The sequence below is a fragment of the Paraburkholderia sp. FW306-02-B genome, from assembly GCF_058782725.1.
Map to the genome: position 1 here is coordinate 1,814,807 of NZ_JBYSXZ010000002.1, position 21,227 is coordinate 1,836,033.

The 21,227-nt window shown below is 63.9% G+C and carries 19 protein-coding genes; 9 read left to right on the forward strand and 10 right to left on the reverse strand.

The features are described 5' to 3' along the window. The first annotated feature begins 15 nt into the window (after positions 1–15). Complete coding sequence (locus tag AC3WOG_RS29345) at positions 16–957, forward strand: LysR family transcriptional regulator (RefSeq protein WP_492581323.1); 942 nt, start codon at positions 16–18, stop codon at positions 955–957. 113 nt (positions 958–1,070) lie between these two features. Here the strand turns inward: AC3WOG_RS29345 and AC3WOG_RS29350 are convergent, their stop codons facing one another. From AC3WOG_RS29350 to AC3WOG_RS29360, 3 genes are all read right to left on the reverse strand, one after another. Beyond that, positions 1,071–2,144 carry a TAXI family TRAP transporter solute-binding subunit gene (locus tag AC3WOG_RS29350; RefSeq protein WP_492581324.1) on the reverse strand — a complete coding sequence of 358 codons (1,074 nt, stop codon included), beginning with the start codon at positions 2,142–2,144 and terminating at the stop codon, positions 1,071–1,073. A 193-nt stretch (positions 2,145–2,337) separates the two neighbouring features. Then, complete coding sequence (locus AC3WOG_RS29355) at positions 2,338–3,504, reverse strand: tetratricopeptide repeat protein (RefSeq protein WP_492581325.1); 1,167 nt, start codon at positions 3,502–3,504, stop codon at positions 2,338–2,340. 411 nt (positions 3,505–3,915) lie between these two features. Further along, positions 3,916–5,427 (reverse strand): MDR family MFS transporter, encoded by a 1,512-nt coding sequence (locus tag AC3WOG_RS29360; protein WP_492581326.1) that lies wholly within the window; start codon positions 5,425–5,427, stop codon positions 3,916–3,918. A 76-nt stretch (positions 5,428–5,503) separates the two neighbouring features. Here AC3WOG_RS29360 and AC3WOG_RS29365 point away from each other — a divergent pair, with 76 nt between their 5' ends. Next, positions 5,504–6,208, forward strand: coding sequence for a TetR/AcrR family transcriptional regulator (locus tag AC3WOG_RS29365; RefSeq protein WP_492581327.1), 705 nt, complete (start codon positions 5,504–5,506; stop codon positions 6,206–6,208). Positions 6,209–6,333: 125 nt separating this feature from the next. Here AC3WOG_RS29365 and AC3WOG_RS29370 read toward each other — a convergent pair whose 3' ends face one another. Next, positions 6,334–7,053, reverse strand: a complete 720-nt coding sequence (locus AC3WOG_RS29370) for a ribonuclease activity regulator RraA (RefSeq protein ID WP_492581328.1) — start codon at positions 7,051–7,053, stop codon at positions 6,334–6,336. A 329-nt stretch (positions 7,054–7,382) separates the two neighbouring features. Here AC3WOG_RS29370 and AC3WOG_RS29375 point away from each other — a divergent pair, with 329 nt between their 5' ends. Next, the gene (locus tag AC3WOG_RS29375; protein WP_492581329.1) at positions 7,383–7,901 is read left to right on the forward strand and encodes a response regulator; all 519 of its coding nucleotides are present in this window, start codon (positions 7,383–7,385) and stop codon (positions 7,899–7,901) included. A 60-nt stretch (positions 7,902–7,961) separates the two neighbouring features. Here the strand turns inward: AC3WOG_RS29375 and AC3WOG_RS29380 are convergent, their stop codons facing one another. Together AC3WOG_RS29380 and AC3WOG_RS29385 are read right to left on the reverse strand one after the other, a co-directional pair. Then, the gene (locus tag AC3WOG_RS29380) at positions 7,962–8,537 is read right to left on the reverse strand and encodes a Fur family transcriptional regulator (protein WP_492581330.1); all 576 of its coding nucleotides are present in this window, start codon (positions 8,535–8,537) and stop codon (positions 7,962–7,964) included. Positions 8,538–8,623: 86 nt separating this feature from the next. Beyond that, positions 8,624–9,250 carry a glutathione S-transferase family protein gene (locus AC3WOG_RS29385; protein ID WP_492581331.1) on the reverse strand — a complete coding sequence of 209 codons (627 nt, stop codon included), beginning with the start codon at positions 9,248–9,250 and terminating at the stop codon, positions 8,624–8,626. Between the two features lie 205 nt (positions 9,251–9,455). Here AC3WOG_RS29385 and AC3WOG_RS29390 point away from each other — a divergent pair, with 205 nt between their 5' ends. Next, positions 9,456–11,126, forward strand: a complete 1,671-nt coding sequence (locus AC3WOG_RS29390) for an ATP-binding domain-containing protein (RefSeq protein ID WP_492581332.1) — start codon at positions 9,456–9,458, stop codon at positions 11,124–11,126. Between the two features lie 58 nt (positions 11,127–11,184). On the opposite strand, the gene AC3WOG_RS29395 is transcribed toward AC3WOG_RS29390, so the two are convergent. Further along, positions 11,185–12,132: a phosphoribosyltransferase gene (locus tag AC3WOG_RS29395; RefSeq protein WP_492581333.1), complete on the reverse strand. Its 948-nt coding sequence runs from the start codon at positions 12,130–12,132 to the stop codon at positions 11,185–11,187. 317 nt (positions 12,133–12,449) lie between these two features. Between AC3WOG_RS29395 and AC3WOG_RS29400 the strand changes: the two genes are divergently transcribed. Both AC3WOG_RS29400 and AC3WOG_RS29405 read left to right on the forward strand, forming a co-directional pair. Beyond that, a complete protein-coding gene (locus tag AC3WOG_RS29400) occupies positions 12,450–12,968 on the forward strand; it encodes a putative pterin-binding protein (protein WP_492582486.1) in 519 nt (172 codons plus the stop codon). Next, positions 12,938–14,803 carry an ATP-binding response regulator gene (locus AC3WOG_RS29405; protein WP_492581334.1) on the forward strand — a complete coding sequence of 622 codons (1,866 nt, stop codon included), beginning with the start codon at positions 12,938–12,940 and terminating at the stop codon, positions 14,801–14,803. Before AC3WOG_RS29400 ends, AC3WOG_RS29405 begins: the two co-directional genes overlap by 31 nt. A 72-nt stretch (positions 14,804–14,875) precedes the next feature. Here AC3WOG_RS29405 and AC3WOG_RS29410 read toward each other — a convergent pair whose 3' ends face one another. The 3 genes from AC3WOG_RS29410 to AC3WOG_RS29420 all read right to left on the reverse strand — a co-directional run bounded on the left by AC3WOG_RS29410 (position 14,876) and on the right by AC3WOG_RS29420 (position 17,695). Further along, entirely contained in the window at positions 14,876–15,730 is an 855-nt protein-coding gene (locus AC3WOG_RS29410) for a helix-turn-helix domain-containing protein (protein WP_492581335.1), read from the reverse strand. 367 nt (positions 15,731–16,097) lie between these two features. After that, positions 16,098–17,438, reverse strand: a complete 1,341-nt coding sequence (locus AC3WOG_RS29415; protein WP_492581336.1) for a type II toxin-antitoxin system HipA family toxin — start codon at positions 17,436–17,438, stop codon at positions 16,098–16,100. A gap of 2 nt (positions 17,439–17,440) precedes the next feature. Further along, the gene (locus AC3WOG_RS29420; protein WP_492581337.1) at positions 17,441–17,695 is read right to left on the reverse strand and encodes a helix-turn-helix transcriptional regulator; all 255 of its coding nucleotides are present in this window, start codon (positions 17,693–17,695) and stop codon (positions 17,441–17,443) included. 292 nt (positions 17,696–17,987) lie between these two features. Here AC3WOG_RS29420 and AC3WOG_RS29425 point away from each other — a divergent pair, with 292 nt between their 5' ends. The 3 genes from AC3WOG_RS29425 (at position 17,988) to AC3WOG_RS29435 (ending at position 21,211) form a co-directional block, all read left to right on the forward strand. Beyond that, positions 17,988–19,328, forward strand: a complete 1,341-nt coding sequence (locus AC3WOG_RS29425; protein ID WP_492581338.1) for an NAD(P)/FAD-dependent oxidoreductase — start codon at positions 17,988–17,990, stop codon at positions 19,326–19,328. 33 nt (positions 19,329–19,361) lie between these two features. Beyond that, positions 19,362–19,994 carry a cysteine peptidase family C39 domain-containing protein gene (locus AC3WOG_RS29430; protein ID WP_492581339.1) on the forward strand — a complete coding sequence of 211 codons (633 nt, stop codon included), beginning with the start codon at positions 19,362–19,364 and terminating at the stop codon, positions 19,992–19,994. Between the two features lie 131 nt (positions 19,995–20,125). Then, on the forward strand, positions 20,126–21,211 hold the full coding sequence (locus tag AC3WOG_RS29435; RefSeq protein ID WP_492582487.1) for a potassium channel family protein: 1,086 nt from the start codon (positions 20,126–20,128) through the stop codon (positions 21,209–21,211). The last annotated feature ends 16 nt before the right edge of the window (positions 21,212–21,227 follow it).

Consider the following 21,227-nt stretch of genomic DNA (forward strand, 5'->3'; position numbering starts at 1 on the left):
AAAAGCGGAAGTATCGTGGACAACCTCGGCGACATCCGGCTTTTTGTTGAAGCGGCAAATCTTGGCGGACTGTCGGCGGCGGGGCGCAAGCTCGGACTCTCCCCTGCGGCCGCGAGCGCGCGTCTCGTCAAACTGGAGGCGGCCTTGCATACGCGGCTCTTCGAGCGCACGACGCGCCAGTTGCGGCTCACGGACGAGGGCAGGATGTATCTGCTGCATTGTCAGCAGGCGCTTCAGTCCCTTGACGACGCTCATGCAGCGCTACAGGCCGGCCGGAGCGTGGTGCGCGGAAAGATCCGGATTTCGGCGACGTCGGATTTCGGCCGCCACGTCCTCAAGGACTGGCTCGACGAGTTCAACGCGCAATATCCGGAGGTCACTTTCGCGGTGGTGCTGTCGGACTCGTTATTGAATCTGTTGCACGACGACATTGACCTTGCCATCCGCTTTGGCGTGCCCCCGGACAGCTCGTTCGTCGCGCGACGCCTCGCGCTCAATCGACGCGTGCTGTGTGCGTCGCCCGACTATGTCGCGACGCACGGCGTGCCCGAGCGCCCGCAGGATCTGGAGCGTTTCGATTGCATCGTCCTCGGGTCGGCGTCCGGGCCTGCGAACGACTGGCGCTTCACGCGCGGCGGCGAGGTCGAGACTTATACCGTGCCCCTGACCAATGCTCGCGAGACAAACGACGGTGCGCTCGCACGCGAGTGGGCGGTGGCGGGTTATGGCATCGCGATGAAATCGATCTGGGACATCGGAGCGGATCTGCGCGCGGGGCGATTGACTATCCTGATGCCGGAGTGGCGGTCGCCGGATGTTCCCGTGCATGCGCTGTATCAACGTAGCCGCTATATGGCGCCGCGTGTGCGGGCGCTTCTCGACTTCCTGGTAGAGCGCTTCTCCACGGTATCCGGCGACCTCGAGGTCTATCTGAACGCCGGCGCTGCGTCAGGCTGAAGCAGGAGGAGATCGACGTTTCGTAAAACGAATCATCGTCGATCCGTCTTCGCCGCCACCGTTCGCTGCGAAGAATGGCTGTTGTCTGAAAACGCCCGCCCTCGCGGAAGCTTTCATTTGCACAGCAGAAGCAGGCGTTCCTGTTCCGTGCAGAGGGCGCGCGGTTTCTGCGCGGCTTGCGTGGCCGTCGCGCTGATCGCCGCGCTCTTGTTCGCGAGACACGCGCGCAAATGCTTTTCGACCGGTCCGTAGTATTTCCATCCGCGCACGAGGGTCGGCAATTCGATTTTCACCTGCTTCCACTTGGGGTGCCCGTGCTCCTGCAGATTGTCGAAGTTGGCGCACAACGAATCGGCGAAGCGACTCAGCTTGCCGACGGTATCGCGCAGGCCGTAGTCGTAGGTGACGAGAAAGGCCTTGACGGTGAGCGTGGGTACGTCTTCTTTCAGCCAGTTCGGATAGCTGCTCGCGCGGATCGTCGCTGGGAAATACGTCTGCTTTGCACGGCTGGTTTCGGGCGCGGCGGGATCGACCTTGAGAAGGCGGATCTGTTGCAGCAGGTCGGCGTTCATGTCGTTGAACAGTTTGGCCGGCTGCCCGACGACGATGATCGCGACGTCCACCTTCCTGGCGATCAGGGCTGCCAGCGCATCTTCGTTACTCATATGCTGAACGTTCTGTTCCGGAATCGCCTGGCCGAACATCAGGTGATACAAGGTGGTCGCTGTTTGGGCGGTGCCGCTGCCGATCAGGCCGACACTGATGGACCTATCCTTGATGTCGGCGAAGGTTTTCAATGGCGAATCCACGCGCACCACGACGTTAATTTCCTCGTCGTACAGCGGCATGATGAGCCGCAACGGGCGGATCGCAGTGCCCGCATCGGCGTTGCCCGCGTTGGCCATATCGATGTAGGCCTGATACACGTCGGATTGCACCAGCGCGAGTTTCACGCCTTGCTCGAAGCGCATGCGCTGCACGTTTTCCGCCGAGCCCTTGGAGGCCATGACTTCGAGATCGATGCCCGCGGGTCCCGCAACCCATTTCGACAGATCCTGGCCGATCTGGATATAGGTGCCTCGCTCTGGACCGGTGACGATCTTGTAGTGCGCAGGCTCGGCGAAAGCAAACGAAAACATGACCGTCAGTACCAGCCCCAGCCATCCCGCCAGAAGTCTCTTTAGCATGGTCTATCTACCTATCGGTCAGGTTTGAACAGGCTTGCGCATCGGCGCGAGCGAAGCGTCGGTAAGCCGCTTTGCCATGTCATGTTCAGTGCGTTGCGCATGCACTGTCCGTCTGTTTCCGCTCAGTGGCCGTGCGATTAGTCGTTTAACCGGTCGTGCAAACAGCTATACAATTCGTTATCCGTATGATTTTTCATCGAGCTGGCACAGCCGCCAATGCGCTGCTGTCCGCCGGCATGCCCTTGGGCAACGGCACTTGCAACTGAACTTGCTGCGACTGCGACTGCAGCTGGGTTTGCTGTTGTGCCTGCTGATGCCCGGCTTGCGCGGGGCTGCCTGTCGCGGCGTGCGGGGTGAGCGGCGCCCAACCGGTTTCGCGAATCGCGCGCTCGAGAAGGGTTTTCGCGGTGGGGTTGCCGGTGTCGATCGTGAGTGCATCGTTTGCGTGTTGACGCACGCACAGCCACAACTGCTGCGCGGCGCACACTTGTGCCGTCTGCAACGCGGTATCGCGGCGCGCGGCCAATGGCTTCAACTCGCCCAGCAGGCTCTGCGCGTCGGCGTTGTCCGGTTGCAGCGTTTGCGCCGCGCCCAGCGCCGCTTGCGCCGTGGAGAGATCGTTGGCGCGTAGGGCTGTCCGCGCTGCTTGCACGGCTTGCGCGGCATCGCGGAACTGCGGCGCTGCCGGCGGTTTTACCGTGACGACAGGGGCTGCTGGAATTGCCGCAGTCGGCGGAGCGGCCGTTGGCGGATTGGCCGGCTTGATTTGCCTGGCCTGAGTAGTCTCGTTAAGCTGGTTAGCCTGGTTAGCCTGGTTAGGCGGCTGACCCGGTGTGGCCGGTGTATATAGCGCGATCGTTCCGGTCGCCGTCGTGGCGTCCCGATTGGTCTCGGCGGCCTGGTCGCTCGTGCTGTTCTGCCATTCGTGGTTGTCGCTGAATAGTGCAAAGCCGACATACGCTAGTCCAATTACGACGGTCGCCGCGCCCCCCACCAGCATCATCCGCGCCGATGGTCCGCGCCCGCTGCCCCAATGCGGTGGATTGGCGAGCGGCGGAATGGGCGCATCAGGCGAGGTGAGGATGGGGGCTTGCATCGCGGCCTCGGCACGAACGGCCTCGCCGATGTCTGCGTCGTGGCCGGTTTCGGTCGGCGGTGTGGATTCGAAGCCGCTCGTTTGCGGCGATGTGTTCATCGCGCTGGCACGGCTGCCGGGAATCTCGACGCGTTTGTGCGGCGCCCCTTCGAGCGGATGTACCGCGCCACAATATGGGCAGTAATCGACCTGCCGGTACAGCGCGCCGCCGCAGCGTTTGCAAGGCGTCGGAAAACTATGGCCGATTAGTGTCTGGGTGGACATGCTGTGGACCCACCTGTGGGAAACAATGCCCGTACGGCATGTTCCAGATCGTGCTGAGGCCGGAGTAATGTCCGCGTAAATCACGATCTACATGCGCTGGAGAGCGTTGGGCCGCATGCCCTTGCTATGCGGTGCCGCTGCGTTAAATATGTGGTGTTTCCGTGAGAACGTCAATCGACGTTCTCACCTACCTTTTGTACGAAAAACACATTTGTCGGTACGACGAAACACTGCGTATGTCGGCAGAACGAATGGGCCGGTGGTTTTTTCACGACGCAGGTGAAGTCGCGGCGTGACGGTGCGGCGGCGCGATTGGTAGGACGAAATCGTGACGATGCAACGAAACGAGGTCGAAGCGGGGCGCGTTCGACCTCGTGATTCAGGCGCCAGGCGGCGCAGCGCGATAACGGATCAGTGCTTGCGCAACGGATGATCCTTCAGGAACCACGCGAGTGCGAAAGCGAGCAACACCACGCACGCGGCCGACAGATAGACCGTGTGCAACGAGCCGGCAAACGCCTGCAGATAATCGTCGCGCAATGCTTGCGGCAGTTGATGGATCGCGGTGGGCCCAAGCGCGTGCGGCAATTCGGTGTCGGGCGGAATCAGCTTTTCGAGGCGCGCGGCGAGGCCGTTCGAAAATACCGCGCCGAAGCCGGCCACGCCGATCGAGCCGCCGATCGAGCGGAACAGCGTGGCGCCCGAAGTGGCCACGCCCATATGCTTGAACTCGACGGAATTCTGCACGGCGAGAATCAGTACCTGCATCACCATGCCAAGCCCGCAACCGAGAATGCCCATGTCGATATACATCACGTGGATCGGCGTGCCGATCTGCAAGCGGGCGAGCAGCAACATCGCGACAGCCACGAGGAACGTGCCCGCGATCGGAAACATGCGGTACCTGCCGATCTTGCTGATTACGCGGCCAGTCACCATCGACATCACGAACAGACCGCCCATCATCGGCAGCATCTGCATGCCGGCTTGCGACGGCGTCGATTCTTTGACCACCTGCAAATACAGCGGCAGGAACGTCACCGCGCCGAACATCGACACGCCGACGATGAAACCGATCAGGCTGCTCAGCAAAAACGTACGCTGTTTGAAGAGTTCAAGCGGCATGATCGGTTCGACGGCGGTCCGCTCTTCGTGGATGAAGCCCCAGATCGCCACCAGTCCCATGCCCAGCGTGAGCCACAATTGCGGCGATGACCACGGCAAGATCGTGCCGCCCTGGCTCGTGAACAGGATGATGCAGGTCAGCGCGCCGGCGAGAAAGGCGGCACCCATGTAGTCGATGGTGTGCTTTACATGCTGGACGTGCGGTTTGAAGACCGCGCCGATCACCACCAGCGAGATCACGCCGAGCGGCAGGTTGATGTAGAAAATCCAGCGCCAGCTCAAGTGCTCGACGAGGAAGCCGCCGAGCAGCGGTCCGACCACCGTCGCGAGACCGAACACGCCACCGAACACGCCTTGAAAGCGGCCGCGTTCGGCTGGCGGAATCACGTCGGCGATGGCGGCCATGGTCACCACCAGCAGACCGCCGCCGCCGAGCCCTTGCAGCGCGCGCAGTACGATCAGCTGGGTCATGTCCTGCGCGATGCCGCATAGCGCGGAGCCGGCGAGGAACAACACGATCGCCGTTTGCAACACGATCTTGCGGCCGAACAGATCGCCGAATTTGCCGTACAGCGGCACGACGATCGTCGAGCTGAGCAGGTAGGCGGTCACCACCCATGACAGATTGTTCAGGCCGCCCAACTCGCCGACGATGGTCGGCAACGCGGTCGAGACGATGGTCTGATCGAGCGCGGCGAGCAGCATGACGAGCAGCAGCGCCGGAAACAGCAGACGGATCGGCGGATGATCGCTCGCGCTCGTCAGTTCGGCAGGTTGAGTCGTTGTAGATTGATCCATTGGCACCACTGCGTTGAAATTAATTAATTTGGAGATTAATATATGCGACATCTCTTCAGTCGTCAAATCGAAAGTAATGGCCAGTAATCCGCACAATGAGCTGTCCGAAGACCTGTCCGACGAGCTTGGGTTAAAAAGCGCGCCGGCCCGCCGGCCCGGCCGGCCTTCAGGCGCGGCGCGCGGTCCGGAGCAGCGCAGCCGCCTGCTGGACGCCGCGCTGGCGCTGTTCGCGAGGCAGGGGATCGTCGACACCACGCTCGGGGCGATCGCCCGCGAGGCAGGTTTCACGCCGGCGATGGTGCATTACTACTTCAAGACGCGCGATCAACTGCTCGACGTGCTAATCGACGAGCGTTTCGTCCCGCTGCGCGCGGCGCTGGGCGTTCCATTTCAGGAAAATCCCGACGATCCGGTGGCGGCAATTACGCAGCTTGCGCAGCGGCTCGTGCAGGTGGCGGCCGACCATCCGTGGTTTCCGTCGCTGTGGGTGCGCGAAGTGATCAGCGACGGCGGCTTGTTGCGGCAGCGCATGCACGAACGGTTCGGCGACGCGCATCAGAAGGCGGCGTTGTCGTCTATTGCGCGCTGGCAAAAGGAAGGGCGGCTGAATGCGGGGCTGGAGCCGTCACTGGTGTTTGTCAGCTTGCTCGGGCTGACGATTCTGCCGTTGGCCACTTCCAAGCTGTGGCGCAATGATCCGGTGCGGCGCAATATCGGCGGCGAAGAAATCGCGCGGCATGCGGTGGCATTGCTGACGTCCGGCATCAGGCCGCAGCGATAGTCGTTTGCGCTCGGAGCGGGGTGTGCGAGCTTCAGTGAGCCCCGGTAAATGCCGGGGGTTTTTTACTTTTTACATGCCGTGCCAATTCACACGGCGTGCGGCGCCGCAGAAGTGAACCGTAGCACTCAGGCGTCGCGACTTTTTTTCCACACCTCGTAAGCCGCTTTCGTCGTGTCGTTCGGCGGATACGTGCCGGGCAGTGCCGCGCCTTCACGAATACGTTCGGTAAGATATTCTTCGAGTTGCTCCTGCTCGGCAGCGGCTTGCGCGACGTCGGCGGCCATTTCGCGCGGGATCACCACCACGCCGTCCGCGTCGCCGACGATCACATCGCCGGGAAACACAGCTACACCGCCGCAACCGATCGGCACATTGATATCGACCGCATGGTGGCGAATCAGATTCGGCGGCGCGCTGGCGCCCGCGCAGAACACCGGGATGCCGAGCGCGGCGATCGTCGTGCTGTCGCGCACCGGGCCGTCGGACACCATGCCGGCCACACCGCGTACCTGCAATCGTTGCGTGAGTATCGAGCCGAACGACGCGCTGCCGCGCTCGCCGCGGCAATCCTGCACGAGCACATGGCCGGCCGGAATCGTCTCGACGCATTTGCGCTGCGCGTACTCGGGATTGGCAAACAGTTCGAGCACGTCGATGTCTTCACGCGACGGAATATTGCGCAACGTGAACGCCGGTCCCACCAGATTCGCGCCACTATGCGCGGCGAGTGGCGCGACGCCTTGCATGAAGGTATTGCGTAAGCCGCGTTTGAATAGCTGGGTGGTCAACGTGGCGGTGCTGACATGGCGGAGCGCTTCGAGCGTCGCGGAATCGAGATCGGACATGGTGTCGGGCGGCCTTGGCTGGGAGAGCGGAAAGGTGGCAATGGCATTGCGTGCTGTACCGCAGCGGCTGGACGCGGCCGATGCGGGCTTGCAGACGCGATGATAGCGCCGCGGTTAGCAGGTGGCGCTACCGGCTTCCTGCAGGCATATAGGCAAGCGGCCGCCGGTGTGAAACCGGCGAGGCACGCAATGTGCTGGCTGACGGGTGAATGTGGATTTCATCGACGTGTCTTTTTGGCGCGTTAGTGTGCGCACCGTGTTGCGCTCAGGCCATGTTTTACAATCGCGGCCACTGCGTGCAACTCGCTGCGTGAAAGCGAGTCGGAATCATGAACAGCAATACGGCAGCCGCCCAATGCGGCGGTAAGCAGCAACAGCAGAGCAATACCCTGGCCGCGTCTGACGGCCTAATCGGTTTTTTTGAGCAACAACGGAAAATGAACGGAGCATTGAGACTCGATCAGGCCACGATCGTGCTCGTCGAAGACGACCCGGATAGCCGGGAATCGCTGACCTTATTACTCGAAGGAGAGGGCGCGCACGTCGTCGCGGTGGCGGATGCGGAAGAGGGCGTCGAGGCGGCGCTGCGGGTGTTGCCCGACGCCGTGGTATGCGACCTCGAATTGCCGGCCATGGACGGGTTCTATCTGATCCAGCGGCTGCGCGATCATGAGATTCGCGGCGATCTCGCGCCCTCGGTCGCCGTGGCGCTCACGGGCCACACCGACGACGCTTACCGGCTGCGCAGCATTGGCGAAGGCTTCCAGCATTTCATGACCAAACCGGCGTTGCCGGAAGCCCTCGTGACGCTGCTGCACGACGCGATCGACGCCCGCGCGGCGGGCTGATCAGCTTCACCGCCAATTCCAGTGCCTTGATCCTGGAAACCGCGGCCGGAAATACCGCCCTTATTTGGCGGCGGCCACCGGCGTCGCCGAACCAGCCGCAGCAGCGGCTGCGGCTTCCGCTGCCTGACAGGCGAAACACAATCCCTTCAATTCGATTTCATCGCTGGCAAGGCGGTAGCCGGCGTCTTCGATTTGCGCGACGAGCGCCTGACGCAGCTTGGGCTGGTGCAATTCGGTGACGTTGCCGCATTGCTGGCAGACCACCAGAATGCCGTGCTGGCATTGCGTCAGATCGTGGCAGACGGTGAACGCGTTGATCGATTCGATCCGATGCACGAGCCCCGCCGACAGCAGAAAATCGAGCGCCCGATAAACCGTGGGCGGCGCCGAGCCGGGATGAATCTGCCGCATGTCGTCGAGCAGCGAGTAAGCCTTGGTGGCGCGCCCGGAATTCAGCAGCAATTCCAGCACCTTGCGGCGGATCGGCGTGAGCTTCTCGCCGCGCTCGCGGCAATATTCTTCAGCCAGCACCAAGGCGGCTTCCGGCGAATCGCCGTGCGTGTGCCCATGCTCATGATGAGCGGCGGTGGCGGGTGTGACCTGGTCGGCGGTCGCGGCGGGCTTGGCGGTCTTCATGCGTCGATTATAAAGGCCATCGCGCCCGGCTGTGACAGCACGGCAGGTTGGCGACGGCAGCCGCCCGCACGCGGGCTCAGCCAGGTTCAGGTCAACGGGAAGTCGATGTATTTCTTGAAGCCCGGGCGCGTTGCAAGCCGTGAATACCAGCGCTCCAGATTCGGCAGCGCGGGCCGTTCGATACCGTCCAGCCCGAACCAGCGTTTCGCGTACGCGCCGATCACGATCTCGGCCAGCGTGAACCTCTCGCCTTCGAGGAAGAAACGGCCTTGCAGATGCGTGTCGAGCAGCCGCCAAAGCAAGGCGACCGCGTCGACATCGGCGGCGAGTTTGGCGGCGTCGCGTTCGCCGGCCGGCGTGCGCACGAGGGTCCAGAACACCGGGCGCTCGGCGGGTTGCAGCGTGGTCAGCGACCAGTCGAGCCAGCGGTCGATGCTCGCGCGCAGCTTCGGCTCGGACGGGTACAGCGGGCTCGATTCCCCATATTGCTGCACCAGATAACGCAAAATAGAGTTCGATTCCCACAGCACGAAGTCGTCGTCGACCAGTGTCGGTATCTTGGCCGTAGGGTTCATCGCGAGATACTCGGGTTCGTTGTTGCGGCCGAACTGCAGGCCTGCATCGATGCGCTCGTACGGCAGCACCAGTTCGTCGCAACACCACAAAACTTTCTGAACGTTGACCGAATTGGCGCGGCCCCAGATCGTAATCATCCGGTAAATCCTTTTTTCTTACAGTTGGCAAGCCACGCACGGCGCGCGGCGTTCGACCGGTAACGATACACGATGCCGGCGGCTTTGCGCCGCTTAGGGGCGCTTAGGGGCGCAATCCGCCCTGGCAGACCCGGTGTGATCCGCCGCGCCGGCAAGGCGCGCGCGTTGCGTACAATGAGCGCACCCGAATCTGACGAGGCACCGCATGGCCCGCATTGTCCCCGACGACTGGAAGAGCCTCGCCGCCACCGGCGCGGCGGCACGCGAACGCGAAACCCTCGCGTTGCTGGAACAAGCCTTACCGCACGATTACACCGTCTATCACGGCGTGCACTGGACCCGGCTGAATCAGAACTTTTCGGTGTTCGGCGAGGCCGACTTCGTGATCGTCGGCCCGTCGGGGCGCGTGATGATCGTCGAGCAGAAAACCGGCTTCCTGCGCGAAACGCCGAAGGGGCTCGTCAAGGTCTACCTGCAGACGGAACGCAACGTGGCGATCGCGCTCGCGCATACCGTCGAAAGGATGCACCGGCGCTTTACCGCGGCGTTCGGCGCGGCGACCTATTTCATCGAAGAGCTGCTGTATTGCCCGGACCACATCGTCAAGGACGCGGCGATTGCCGGCGTGAACCCCGCGCGCATCGTCGACGCGACGCGCCGCGACCGGCTCGCGGCGACCGTTCGGGACGCTTTGCCGGCGGACGAGCCGCGCCTCGCCTGCGCGCCGAAGATCCACCATTTTCTCGCCGACGAACTCGCGCTCACGCCCGATACCAGCGCACTGGTCGGGCAGGCCGGCACGCTCGTCACGCGGCTGGCCGGCGGTCTCGCGAGCTGGGCGCGGCGGCTCGAATTCGCGCCGTTCCGGTTGCGCGTGATCGGCACGGCCGGTTCCGGCAAGACCCAACTGGCGGTGCAGGTCATGAAGGACGCGGTGGCGCGTGGGCAGCGGCCGCTCTACGTGTGCTTCAACCGGCCGCTGGCGGATCACATCGCGCGGGTCGCGCCGCCCGAGGCGAAGGTGGCGAACTACCACCAACTGTGCGACTGGATCGCGCGCAGCGCGGGCCGCGAGCCGGATTTCCAGTCCGGCAACGTGTTCAATCAGCTCGAAACGATTTTTGCCGAAACGCCGGTCGACGCGCGCTGGCAGTTCGACGTGCTGATCGTCGACGAAGGGCAGGATTTCCAGCAGCCCTGGGTGGCCGCGCTCGAGCGTCTGTTGCAGCCCGGCGCTGCGTGGTGGTGGCTGGAAGACCCGTTGCAGAATCTGTATATGCGCGAGCCGGTCGCCTTGCCCGGCTGGACCACGCTGCAAGAGACCACCAACTACCGCAGTCCGCGCGATATTCTCGACTACCTGCGCGACGTGGTCGGCGCATCGGTGCCGGTCGCGGCGGGTCTTGCGTCGGGCAGTCCGTTCGACGGCTCGGATATTTCGCTGTCCGTTTATGACGAAGCGAACGCCGCCGAAGGCAGCATCGATGCCACCAAGCGCGCGATCACGCAGGCGCTGTCACTCGGCTTTCGCAAGCAGGACATCGCGGTGCTGTCGTTTCGCGGCCGCGAAGGCTCGGCGATGACCGCGCAGGATCACCTCGGGCCGCACCGGCTGCGCAGTTTCACCGGCAAGTACGATCTGTTCGGCAACCCGGAGTATCGCGAAGGCGACGTGCTGTTCGAGTCGATCTACCGCTTCAAGGGCCAGGCGGCGCCGTGCGTGATTCTCACCGAGGTCGACTTCGATACCTTCGACGAGCGGATCGCACGCAAGCTGTTCGTCGGCGCCACGCGCGCGACGATGAAGCTGATCATCGTCGCTTCGCAGCGGGCCGCGCGGCATCTGCATCTGCGCGACACCAGAGAAGTTAAATAAGCGAAAGAAGTGAAAGAAGCGAAAGAAGCGAAAGAAGCGAAAGAAGCGTGGGGCCCGCTCAGTGCCACGCGCGCGCGCTGACCAGTGTGCCGGTTTGCGTGTGCGCGTCCCACCAGATCACCCGCAACAGCGGCGCCTGCTGCGCGATCAGCAGCGCCTGCACCGGATCGCTCTCGACAAAATGCGTGACGCCGCCGCGCAATGCCGCGCTGGCTTTGTGAGCGGCGGTGCCGGCGGGACTTTCGTCGTGCGTGTCCGGCGTGCGCATCACCAGTTGCATATGACCGAAGCCATGCCGCGCGAGCCATGCCTCGGTGCGCGCGCGATCCAGCTCCGGCCGGCCGGTGATGATCGTGCGAACCCGCTGCAGATCGATGCCGGGCAGCACGTCGAAAGGCAGCAGCGCGTCGCGTTCGGCGAGCGCGGCGGGCAGATCCTCGTCATAGCGCGCGAGCGGCACGTCGGGCAGCAGAATGCCGTCGAGATCGATCGCGTAGGTCGCGTATTCATGGTCGTCGGCCATCGTGTGCGCGGCGCCTGCTTCGACGCGCTCCCAATCTTCGCGATAACGCTCGGTGTACGCCTGACGCTCCCACGGGAACAGCGCGAAGTAGCCGCGCGCATCGATCGCGTAATCGGGTTGAATGCGGCTCAGGTCGTCGACTGCGCCGGTCAGCGTCCTGACGTCGAGGCCTTGCCGCTCAAGAAACGCGATGCAATCGGCCAGCGTAAAACCGCGCCCCGCGATGTCTTCGCATAGCAGCACTTTGGCGCCCGCAGGCGGGATCGGCAGCGTCGAATCCCAGGCCGCCGTGCGCGTCTTGCGGTCGTAGCGCAGGAACGCGACCGACGTGCCGGCCGCATGCGAGACCATCAGCGCGAGCGGCGCGCCGCCGCGCAGAATGCCGATCGCCATCGTGAAACGCTCCGCCAGCAACGCCGGTTGCAGCGATTCGATCCAGTGGTCGAGTTGTTCGTACGTCAGGGGCAAAACCGGCTTGTTCATGACTCTTATTGCATCGTGTTGCCAGGGTGTGGCGGGTGTCACGGTGACGGCGAACGGCGCGCAGCAGCAGCACGGCCGTACGCCCCGTTTTTGAGACACAGAAATTTGGCGATATTATGCATGCGGTTCAAAGATCGCGCGTCGGGGCTGACGCGCGTCGCCGGACGGGGTACGCGTCGAAAGGCGGCGAAGCGGTCTGGGAAAAGGCAGCAAGCAAAAGGCAGCAAGCAAAAGGCAGCAAGCGCGGTGAATCGGCGCGAGTCGATGCAGTGCGAAGCCGCCCACAAAAAGCAAATAACAACGGAACAAGAAAGATGATGACCAGGATGACCGCAGGGATGGTCGGCAGGAAAAGTGCGTACTGGGCGATGGGCCTGATTTTGGCACTGGCCGCATGGGGCGCGCAGGCGCAGTCGTTAGCGCTCGACGTGACGGGTAAAATCGGCAAGACCACCGATGCGTCGCACGGGGTGTATCACTTCACCGAGGCGCAACTGCTCGCGCTGCCGGTCCATTCGATCACGACCTCGACCACCTGGACGCCGCGCTCCACCTTCACAGGGCCGCTGCTGGCGGATATCCTGAAGACGGTCGGCGCATACGGCAGCGAAGTCGAGATCCATACGTTCGACGACTATACGTACACCGTGCCGGTGTCGGACTGCGATCGCTACGGCGTGGTCGTTGCATACAGCATGAACGGGCAGCGTCTGAAGATCAGCGACTTCGGGCCGCTGTTTCTTATCTATCCGCGCGACGCATTCCCCGCAGATCCGGCGGGCGCCTCGAGCGACTCGAAATTCGTATGGCAGATCAAGGCTCTCATCGTCAAATAGCGCGCAGCCCCTTGCGCCGTTTCCTCTATGTACTGATCTGGTTGACCGCGCTCGCAGCGCCGGCCGGCGCGATCGGCTACCTGTTGTACGCGAACCTGTTCAATCCGCGCGCCACCGAACAGTTGGCCGGCACTTACGACGGTTTCTACTGGGACGCCGCGCAATTGCAGATTGCCTACGCGCGCTTCGAGAACCAGTTGCTGTTGTACCAGTCGGGCGTCGACGACGACTATCCGCGGCTGGTGCTGCGCTACCAGTTGCTGCAATCGAAGCTGCACGTGATGGCCGGTTCGACGCGCCGGCTGACCACCCAGCTCGCGCTGCTGCAACGGCAAGTGGACGAAATCCAGTCGCTCGATCATCTGCTCGGCGGTATCGGGCCTGAGGTCGATGCCTTGCCGCAGGACCGCGGACGCGCCAACCAGATCGTCGCGGCGTTGCGTGCGCACTGGAACGAGATCAACGATCTCGCGTTGAGCCGCCGTATCGCGGATGTGGCGGACCGCGAAGCGATGAACCGCGATTTCATCAGCAAGCGCCGCCTGCTGTTCGCCGGCGGACTGTTGCTGCTGTTGCTGTCGGCGGCCGCGACCCTGCTGCTGGTGCTCAACGGCCGCCGCCGCACGCGGCTGATGCATCAGCAGCATGCGGCGCTCGAAGCGGAGCACCAGGCGAGCCGCGCCGCGCGCGAGGCGAGTCTCGCGAAAGATGCGTTTCTCGGCATGATCAGTCACGAACTGCGCACGCCGTTGCATGCGATCGTGTCGTCGATCGAATTGCTGGGCTTCAACTTTCATTCCGAGGCTGACCGCAAGGTGATCCAGCGGCTCGAAACCGCGGCGCGTCATCTGGAAGCGCAGATGAAAGACCTGACCGACTATGCGCGCCTCGGCGCCGGCAAGCTCGAATTGCGCCACGAACATGTCGAACCGCGCGAGCTGCTGGCGTCGATTGTCGACGAGCATGCGATGTCGGCTGCCGCGCGCGGGCTGAAGCTCGAAAGCGAGGCGAGCGGTGTAACCGGTCTTGTCGATTCCGATCCGCACCGCATCCGTCAGATCGTCAACAACCTCGTCACCAACGCGATCCGCTACACCGAAACCGGCACGGTGCGCGTGCAATTGAAGCAACAGCCGATGGCGCTGATCTTCGTGGTTAGCGACACGGGGCCGGGCGTGCCGCACGCGCAGATTCCACTGATCTTCCAGGAGTTCACGCAGCTGGATGCGTCGCGCACGCGCCGCTTCGAGGGCGCGGGCATGGGACTGACGATCGTGCAGGGACTGGTCAGGCTGTTCGGCGGCACGGTCGACGTGGCCAGCACGGTGGGCGAGGGCACGACCTTCACGGTGACGATTCCGGTCACGCCGGTCGCTGCCGCCGCGCCGCCCGACGTGGCGGCGCACGCCGAGCCGGGCGGCGCGCGGCCATGCGTGCTGATCGTCGACGACAACCGGTTGATTCGCGAGTCGCTCAGCGAAATGGTCGCGCACATGGAGATCGACGCGCACGCCGTCGCCAACGCCGACGACGCGCTTGCATGGCTCGATGCGCGGCGCTGCGACGTGGTGTTGCTCGATTTGCATATGCCGGGGCGCGACGGCTATACCTTTCTCGCGGAATTCGCCGCGCGCGGCGGGCCGTCGGCGGGTGTGCCGGTGATCGTGGTCAGCGCCTATGCGCCGGAGCCGGGTACGGCGGGTGCAACGGCCGGGCAGGGTGAGGGCGGAGCGGCCGGATCACAGCCGTTTTTCGACGCGTTATTAAAGCCAGTACATTACGAGGAACTGCGCAACGCGTTGCAGCGTGCGTTGGCTTCGCGGCATAGGGTTTGATTCGGCGCGTGGGCGGCGTGGACGTGGGCGCGGGGGGAGAACACCGCGCGTCCACCGTCACCTGCCAGCGCGTCAGGGCCGGTTGAGCCGCTTGGACAGATCGGCGACGAGGATCGCCATACGCGCCGGCTTCTCATAGCAGGCGACGTCGTAGTTGCGGATCACCTGGCTGATCTCGGATTCGCTGGCCTTGCCGGTCAGCAATTCGCCGGTCAGCACGAAAATCGGCGCGTCCGGATTTTCCGACGCGCGCACCGCGCGAATCGCCGCTGCGGAAGTTTGCGAGCCGAACAGCCAGTCGATCACCACGCCGTCGAAGATCTGCGTTTGCAGTTGCTCCGTGAATGCCGCGAGGCCATAGATCGCCACCGCCGTGAAGCCGCTGCGCTCCAGGTAGTCGCGCAGGTTGTCCGCGGAGGCCTGATCGTCGTCGACCACGGCGATGGTCGGCTTGTCGGTCTCGGCGCGGCGCGGATAGATCTCGATCTTGTGGACTTCGTACGCGCTTTGGTAAAGCGTGCCGTCGTGACGCGTGACGCGCCATTGGCCGAGCTTCGAGTACGCGACAAATTCCGGACGGCTGCCGGGTTCGAGCGCGGCGCCGACCCACGCGGTGCAGGCCAGTTCGATCGCGCCGATGCTGAACACCGCTTCCTGAGCGATCGCGCCGACCATGCCGGGATCGAGCGACTGTGCGCCGAACAGCTGCGCCGCGGGTTCGCCGAACACCTCGGCGACCTTCTTTATCTGTGACAGGGTCCACGGGCTGTTGCCGCGCAGCTTGCGGTGCCCCTGCGAAAAACTCAGATCGAGGATGCGGCACAACTCCGTGGTTTGCTGCCGTTTGCCGATGCCATGCCGGCTCATCAACTCGCGCACACGCTCGGCGACTGCCATGGAGTCAGGTGAGTTTGTTTCGTTGGCCATACTGCGTGAAAATCCGCCGTCTTGAAGGGTGGCTGTAGGGACCGCGATACGACACGCGAAACACCGCCATGAACGTTTGCCATGCATGGGCGAGGCTACGCAGGGGACAGCAAATGTACCGTAAAAAATATCGCGGTCTGCAATTTTGTATGACCGTCACCGGCCGGTCACTGTGGGGCTCGAAGCGGACACGTTCGGCGATTCGTTTATACATTCGGTTATGCATCCGGCATCGAATGCATTTTACCGATGAAACCTCTGCGCATCTGTAGAGAAATGTGTCGGGTTCGTCCGTGCAGGTGCGGCGGCGCGCTGGAACGAGGACGCGCCGCCGCGCGCATCAGCCGTTCATCATCCATTCATACCTTTATGCGGCGGGCATCTTGTCGAGTTTGGCCGCCGAGTTTTTCAGGCCTTTGAAGATGCGCTCGGCGACTTTGCCTGGGAACCGTTCGGGCAATTCGGCCGAGACCCGCTCGATCACCGCCGGCGTCTGTTCGATCAGCCGCTGGATCAGCGGCTCGGCGTTCGCACCGTATGAGCACTTTAGCGCCATCGTATTGAAGTGACGCCGCTGCACGTCGCGGAACGCGTCGTGTTTGCTCCTCGACCACATCCCCATGGCGAGCTTGGCCTTGAACCATGACCACTGGTTCGGGCCGTTGCCTTCCACCGGCCAGATCGACATCACGTCGTAAAGCGGCGTTAGGCGGTACTGTCCGCCCGGCAACAGGCGAATGCTGAAGTTCTTCGCGTGACCGTCCGGCGCGGCCAGCAGCCAGAACAGGATCTGGCTTGCCAGCAGCGTCTCGATGTCCTGCTGCGCGGTAACCGATTGCTGGAGAATCCGTGCGAGGTCCAGCACACCCGGGCCGCCTTCGTTTTCGTATTTGCGGTGTGACGGCACGCCGTACACCTGGCAAAAATCTTCCTGCGGCAGGCGCAGCAACCATTGCCCGCTCGAATGCAATTGCCGGTCGAAGCGTTCGACGCTCAATACCCGCTGCTTGCCGAAGGTCATGATCTCGGTGTTCGCGACCGGCAGGCCATAGGCGCGCAGAATCCGCAGGCACAGCCATTCGTTTTCGACCGAGGTGCTGAGGTCGGCCAGCCTGTTGCCGACCAGCCCGAGCGGCAGCTTGAAAATATGGGTGGTGGGCGTGGCGCCATGCGGCCGTTGCCACTTACCCTCGTGCCATAACAGTGCGGTTTTCTCCTGTGCGCCGGCAAGCGAGATGCGGAAATCGTCCGCCTCCTCGTGTGCGCCAAGCGCTGGATTGCCGACGGTGCGCGCCAGCAATATTTCGATCTCGCTGTCGGAAAGCGGCGTGCCTTCGATCCGCTCGACGCCGGCCGGCGCGTCGGCTTCGGCGAGCAGCTGGACCGCGCCCACGCAATCGCGGCCGATGGCTTGCAGCAGGTCGAAGGCGTCCAGCGTATCGGTCTGGTAGCGTTGGGCGATGCGCTTTCTGATCGCCTCGCTGTCCGGCAGCAGATTGTCGAAATAATTCAGTACCCGCGCACCTTTGAGCGCGATATTGCTGGGCGTGAACGGCAGCGACAGCGACAGCGGGCGGCCCGCGGGCGATGCGACCCAGGCGGGATCGTAGGCGAACTCCATGGAACCGCGGGTGGGAATGCGCCAGGCGCCGACGCGCTCGCCGTTGGCCCACACCGAGAGCGCCCGCGAATGGGTTTGGCGGCCCATGCTTACCACTCGACCAAAGGCGCCGGCTCAGGCGCCGGCTGGATCTTGTCGCGCACCTGCAATTGCAAGCCGTAGGCGCCGCACAACGCCAGCAGCTGGACAAGGGTGAGGGCGGCGGCATCGGTTTCCAGCGCCGAGATGCGGCTCTGGCTGACGCCGATCCGCGCGGCGGCTTCCGCCTGAGTGAGGCCGGCCTGGCGCCGGCCGGCGGCGAGCAGCTGGGCCATCTGGTCCGGCGTGGCGACGAGGTGGATCATGGCAAATTATCCGCGAGACGAATAAATGCACTTTATTCGTCTCGCGCATATTTGTCAAATATGCGTGTGACGGATATTTGCGAAATATCTGTCTGGCGAATAAGCGACAATTATCTGTGATACGAATAAACGTCGCTCACCTGCATTGACCTGCATTAGCTGTAAGAAGCGTATCGCGCCCGCCGCCCGTCAGCGCCAAAATCGTCACCGTCTGGTTCTTTAAGCGTGGCGGCATTGCAGACAAACGAGCCGCCTGCGAAGATTACGCCCACACTTAAAACCCGCCCGCCCGATGACCACGACTTACCCGCTGCACGCGAGTTTCACGCGTGCCGACCAACCGTTCCCCAGGCATGCCGACGTCGTGATCGCCGGCGCCGGCATCATGGGCTGCGCCGCCGCCTACTATCTCGTACGACGCGGCCTGAGCGTGGTGGTGCTCGACAAATCGCGCATTGCCGGGCAGCAGTCGTCGCGGGCGTGGGGCTTCGTGCGCCAGCAGGGCCGCGAAGCCGCCGAAGTGCCGCTGATGATGGCGGGCATCCGCCTGTGGAAAGAACTCGAACGCGAGCTGAATTTCGATCTCGAGTGGCGTCAGGGCGGCTGTCTCTACGTTGCGACCGATGAAGGCGACTGGACGTCATTCCAGCAATGGATGGACGTCGCGCGCCGGTACGGACTCGACACACGCAAGCTCGATCGCAAGCAGATCGACACGATCGTGACCGGTATGCAAGGGCCGGCGCTCGGCGGCCTCTACACCCCGAGCGACGGCCAGGCCGAACCCCGCCGCGCCGCAGCCGCCTTCGCGGCGCGGGCGGCCGAAGCCGGCGCGCTGTTCTTCGAAGGCTGCGGCGTGGTCGGTGTCGAGCGAGCGGGCGGCGCGATTGCAGGCGTGGTGACTGAACGAGGCACGATTCGCACGTCGCGCTTCATTTGCGCGGCCGGCGCGAGCAGCTGGCGCTTGCTCGCCACGCTCGGGCTGGCGTTGCCGCAGCAAGCGGTGCGCGGCACCTGCATGCGCACCAATCCGTTGCCGCGCGTCACTGCGTCGACCTTCTGGGGCCACGGCCTCGGCGTGCGGCAACGCGCGAACGGCGCGATCAATCTCGCCGACGACATGCAGGTCGACGTCGACATGACGCTCGGCCATTTCCGCGCGCTCAAGTGGTTTCTGCCCGAACTGTGGACCCAGCGCGAGAAGTTCAGCTTCCATCTGAACGGCGCATGCCTGCGCGATCTGCGCGACCGTCTGCCGGGCGTGGTGCCGAAGGATGAGCGTGTACTGCATCCGCGTGACCCGCATCCGCAGCCGAACGTAAGCCACGCGCCGCGCGCGTTGAAGAAACTGCGCGCGTTGTTTCCCGCGTTGAAGGACGCCCAGGTGGTCGAGTCGTGGGCAGGTCTGATCGACGTGTTGCCGGACGGCATTCCGGTGATCGATGCGCCGCCGCAGGTCAGCGGTTTGACGATCGCCACCGGCTTCTGCGGTCACGGCTTCGCGATGGGGCCGATCGTCGGCAAACTGCTCGCCGAGATGAACGACGGCGGCAAGCCGTCGCTCGATCTGTCGGCGTTCCGCTTGCAGCGTTTCTTCGACGGCACGATGCAACGGCCCCGCAGCATGCTGTAAAAACTTCTCTCTTCACTTTTCGCGCGACGACCCATGAACGAACCGACGCTACGCCACACCGAGGTGCCGTACTACACGCAATGGGGCAGCCCTGAATGGGTGCGCCACATCGTCGAGCAACAGGCCGACCCGTGCGACGATCCCGCCTGGCAGCGCAGCGGTTTCACCGAGCCGGAGCGTTACCGGTTCTGGGCCCGGCGCCTGTGCGGCCTGACATGCCTCGAATCCGCGCTCGATTACTGGCGCATCGAACACGCGCCGCGTGCGGCGTTGCTCGATGAAGCGTTGCGCCACGGTGTGTACCGGATGCGCGATGACGGCGGTGTCGACGGTTTGATCTACCGGCCGTTCGCCGACTGGATCGGCGGGGCGTTCGGCATTCAGGTCGAGGTGTTGCCGCAGGCGCCGCTCGAAGAGATCGCCGCGCGCATCGACGGCGATACGCTGACGATCGTCTCCGTGAGCCCGGAGATCCGCTATCCCGAACGGCCGAATCAGCGCCAGGGCGGGCATCTGATTTTGCTACACGGGCGTGACCGTGGCGGCGTGTGGTTTCACAACCCGTCGGGCGTCGCGCCGCACCAGGCGGATGTGTATCTGCCGTTCGCGACGATGGCGCGTTTTTACGCCGGGCGCGGTATGACGCTTACCCGAGGCGCGCGCTAGGCGAGCGGGCCGGGATTCGGCCTCAACGCGCGCCACGCGTCGTAGAATCGCTTGTTCTCGACTCCTGGAGCCGCCGCGTGCCTAATGAGTCATACCCGGAGCCACACCCGGAGCCACACCCGCAGCAACGTCTGGAGCAACGTCCGCCACGCTTTCGCCTGCCGCGCCGTGCCCGCACGCCCTGGCAGGCGCCACGCGCCCGCACGCTGTTCACGCGCCCAGCGGCGTCGCCGCAGCGCGTGCTGCTGCAGCGCTTCTACCTCGTGGTCGGACTTTGCGCGCTCGCCTTCGCCGTGCTCTATCTCGACCGCGACGGCCTGCGCGATGCCAACCGCAAAGTGCTCGGCGTCATCGATCTCATGTACTTCACGATGGTCACGGTCGCCACAGTCGGTTACGGCGATATCGTGCCGGTCACCGCCCGCGCGCGGCTGATCGACGCCTTCTTCATCGTGCCGATCCGCATCGTCATCTGGTTCGTGTTTCTGGGCACCGCGTACCAGTTCGTCATTCAACGCGTCATCGAGGAATTTCGCATGAAACGCCTGCAAAAACAGCTGCGCGATCACGTTGTGGTGTGCGGCTATGGCTTGAGCGGTTCGGTCGCGGTGCGCGAGCTGCTGGAAAGCGGCTTCGCCACGGAATCGATCGTCGTGATCGATTCGCAGCAGGCGGCGCTCGAAGCGGCTACGGCGCTCGGCGTCGCGGGCCTGCTCGGCGATCCGTCGCGTGAGGATCTGTTGCAGCAGGCGCAGGTGCGGATCGCCAAGGCGGTCATTATCGCCGTCACCGACGACGCCACCGCGATCCTGCTGACGCTGACCGTGCGCAGCGTCGCGCCTGACACCAGGATCGTCGTGCGGATCCAGGAGCAAACCTTTCAGCGTCAGTTGCGCCAGGCCGGCGCGAACGTGATCGTTTCGTCGACCAAGATCGGCGGGCTGCTGCTTGCCGACGCGGTGGGGAGCAACTATCTCGTACCGTTCGTCAACGATCTGCTGTCGACGCGCGGCCGTGTCACCTTGCTCGAACGTCCCGCTACGGTGCTCGAAATCGGCCGCTGGAGCAATGCGCTGCCAGGCGCGGTGGTGGTCGGCCTGGTGCGCGCGGGCAGGATGCTGTCGTTCTACGAAGACGAGCCATGTCCGATCGAGCCTGGCGACCTGCTGATGGTGATTCAATCGTCGCGCCAGGCGGGCGAAGCGCCTGCCGGCTAGCGCAAAGCAACGAGCG

What these genes read in the sequence shown, in the direction of transcription:
- AC3WOG_RS29430 (WP_492581339.1), top strand. Translation starts at nt 19,362, where the DNA reads ATGAACGAACCGACGCTACGCCACACCGAGGTGCCGTACTACACGCAA.
- AC3WOG_RS29425 (WP_492581338.1), top strand. Translation starts at nt 17,988, where the DNA reads ATGACCACGACTTACCCGCTGCACGCGAGTTTCACGCGTGCCGACCAA.
- AC3WOG_RS29380 (WP_492581330.1), bottom strand. Translation starts at nt 8,537, where the DNA reads ATGAAGACCGCCAAGCCCGCCGCGACCGCCGACCAGGTCACACCCGCC.
- AC3WOG_RS29395 (WP_492581333.1), bottom strand. Translation starts at nt 12,132, where the DNA reads ATGAACAAGCCGGTTTTGCCCCTGACGTACGAACAACTCGACCACTGG.
- AC3WOG_RS29400 (WP_492582486.1), top strand. Translation starts at nt 12,450, where the DNA reads ATGACCAGGATGACCGCAGGGATGGTCGGCAGGAAAAGTGCGTACTGG.
- AC3WOG_RS29360 (WP_492581326.1), bottom strand. Translation starts at nt 5,427, where the DNA reads ATGGATCAATCTACAACGACTCAACCTGCCGAACTGACGAGCGCGAGC.
- AC3WOG_RS29405 (WP_492581334.1), top strand. Translation starts at nt 12,938, where the DNA reads ATGGCAGATCAAGGCTCTCATCGTCAAATAGCGCGCAGCCCCTTGCGC.
- AC3WOG_RS29370 (WP_492581328.1), bottom strand. Translation starts at nt 7,053, where the DNA reads ATGTCCGATCTCGATTCCGCGACGCTCGAAGCGCTCCGCCATGTCAGC.
- AC3WOG_RS29390 (WP_492581332.1), top strand. Translation starts at nt 9,456, where the DNA reads ATGGCCCGCATTGTCCCCGACGACTGGAAGAGCCTCGCCGCCACCGGC.
- AC3WOG_RS29410 (WP_492581335.1), bottom strand. Translation starts at nt 15,730, where the DNA reads ATGGCCAACGAAACAAACTCACCTGACTCCATGGCAGTCGCCGAGCGT.
- AC3WOG_RS29355 (WP_492581325.1), bottom strand. Translation starts at nt 3,504, where the DNA reads ATGTCCACCCAGACACTAATCGGCCATAGTTTTCCGACGCCTTGCAAA.
- AC3WOG_RS29420 (WP_492581337.1), bottom strand. Translation starts at nt 17,695, where the DNA reads ATGATCCACCTCGTCGCCACGCCGGACCAGATGGCCCAGCTGCTCGCC.
- AC3WOG_RS29365 (WP_492581327.1), top strand. Translation starts at nt 5,504, where the DNA reads ATGGCCAGTAATCCGCACAATGAGCTGTCCGAAGACCTGTCCGACGAG.
- AC3WOG_RS29375 (WP_492581329.1), top strand. Translation starts at nt 7,383, where the DNA reads ATGAACAGCAATACGGCAGCCGCCCAATGCGGCGGTAAGCAGCAACAG.
- AC3WOG_RS29415 (WP_492581336.1), bottom strand. Translation starts at nt 17,438, where the DNA reads ATGGGCCGCCAAACCCATTCGCGGGCGCTCTCGGTGTGGGCCAACGGC.
- AC3WOG_RS29385 (WP_492581331.1), bottom strand. Translation starts at nt 9,250, where the DNA reads ATGATTACGATCTGGGGCCGCGCCAATTCGGTCAACGTTCAGAAAGTT.
- AC3WOG_RS29350 (WP_492581324.1), bottom strand. Translation starts at nt 2,144, where the DNA reads ATGCTAAAGAGACTTCTGGCGGGATGGCTGGGGCTGGTACTGACGGTC.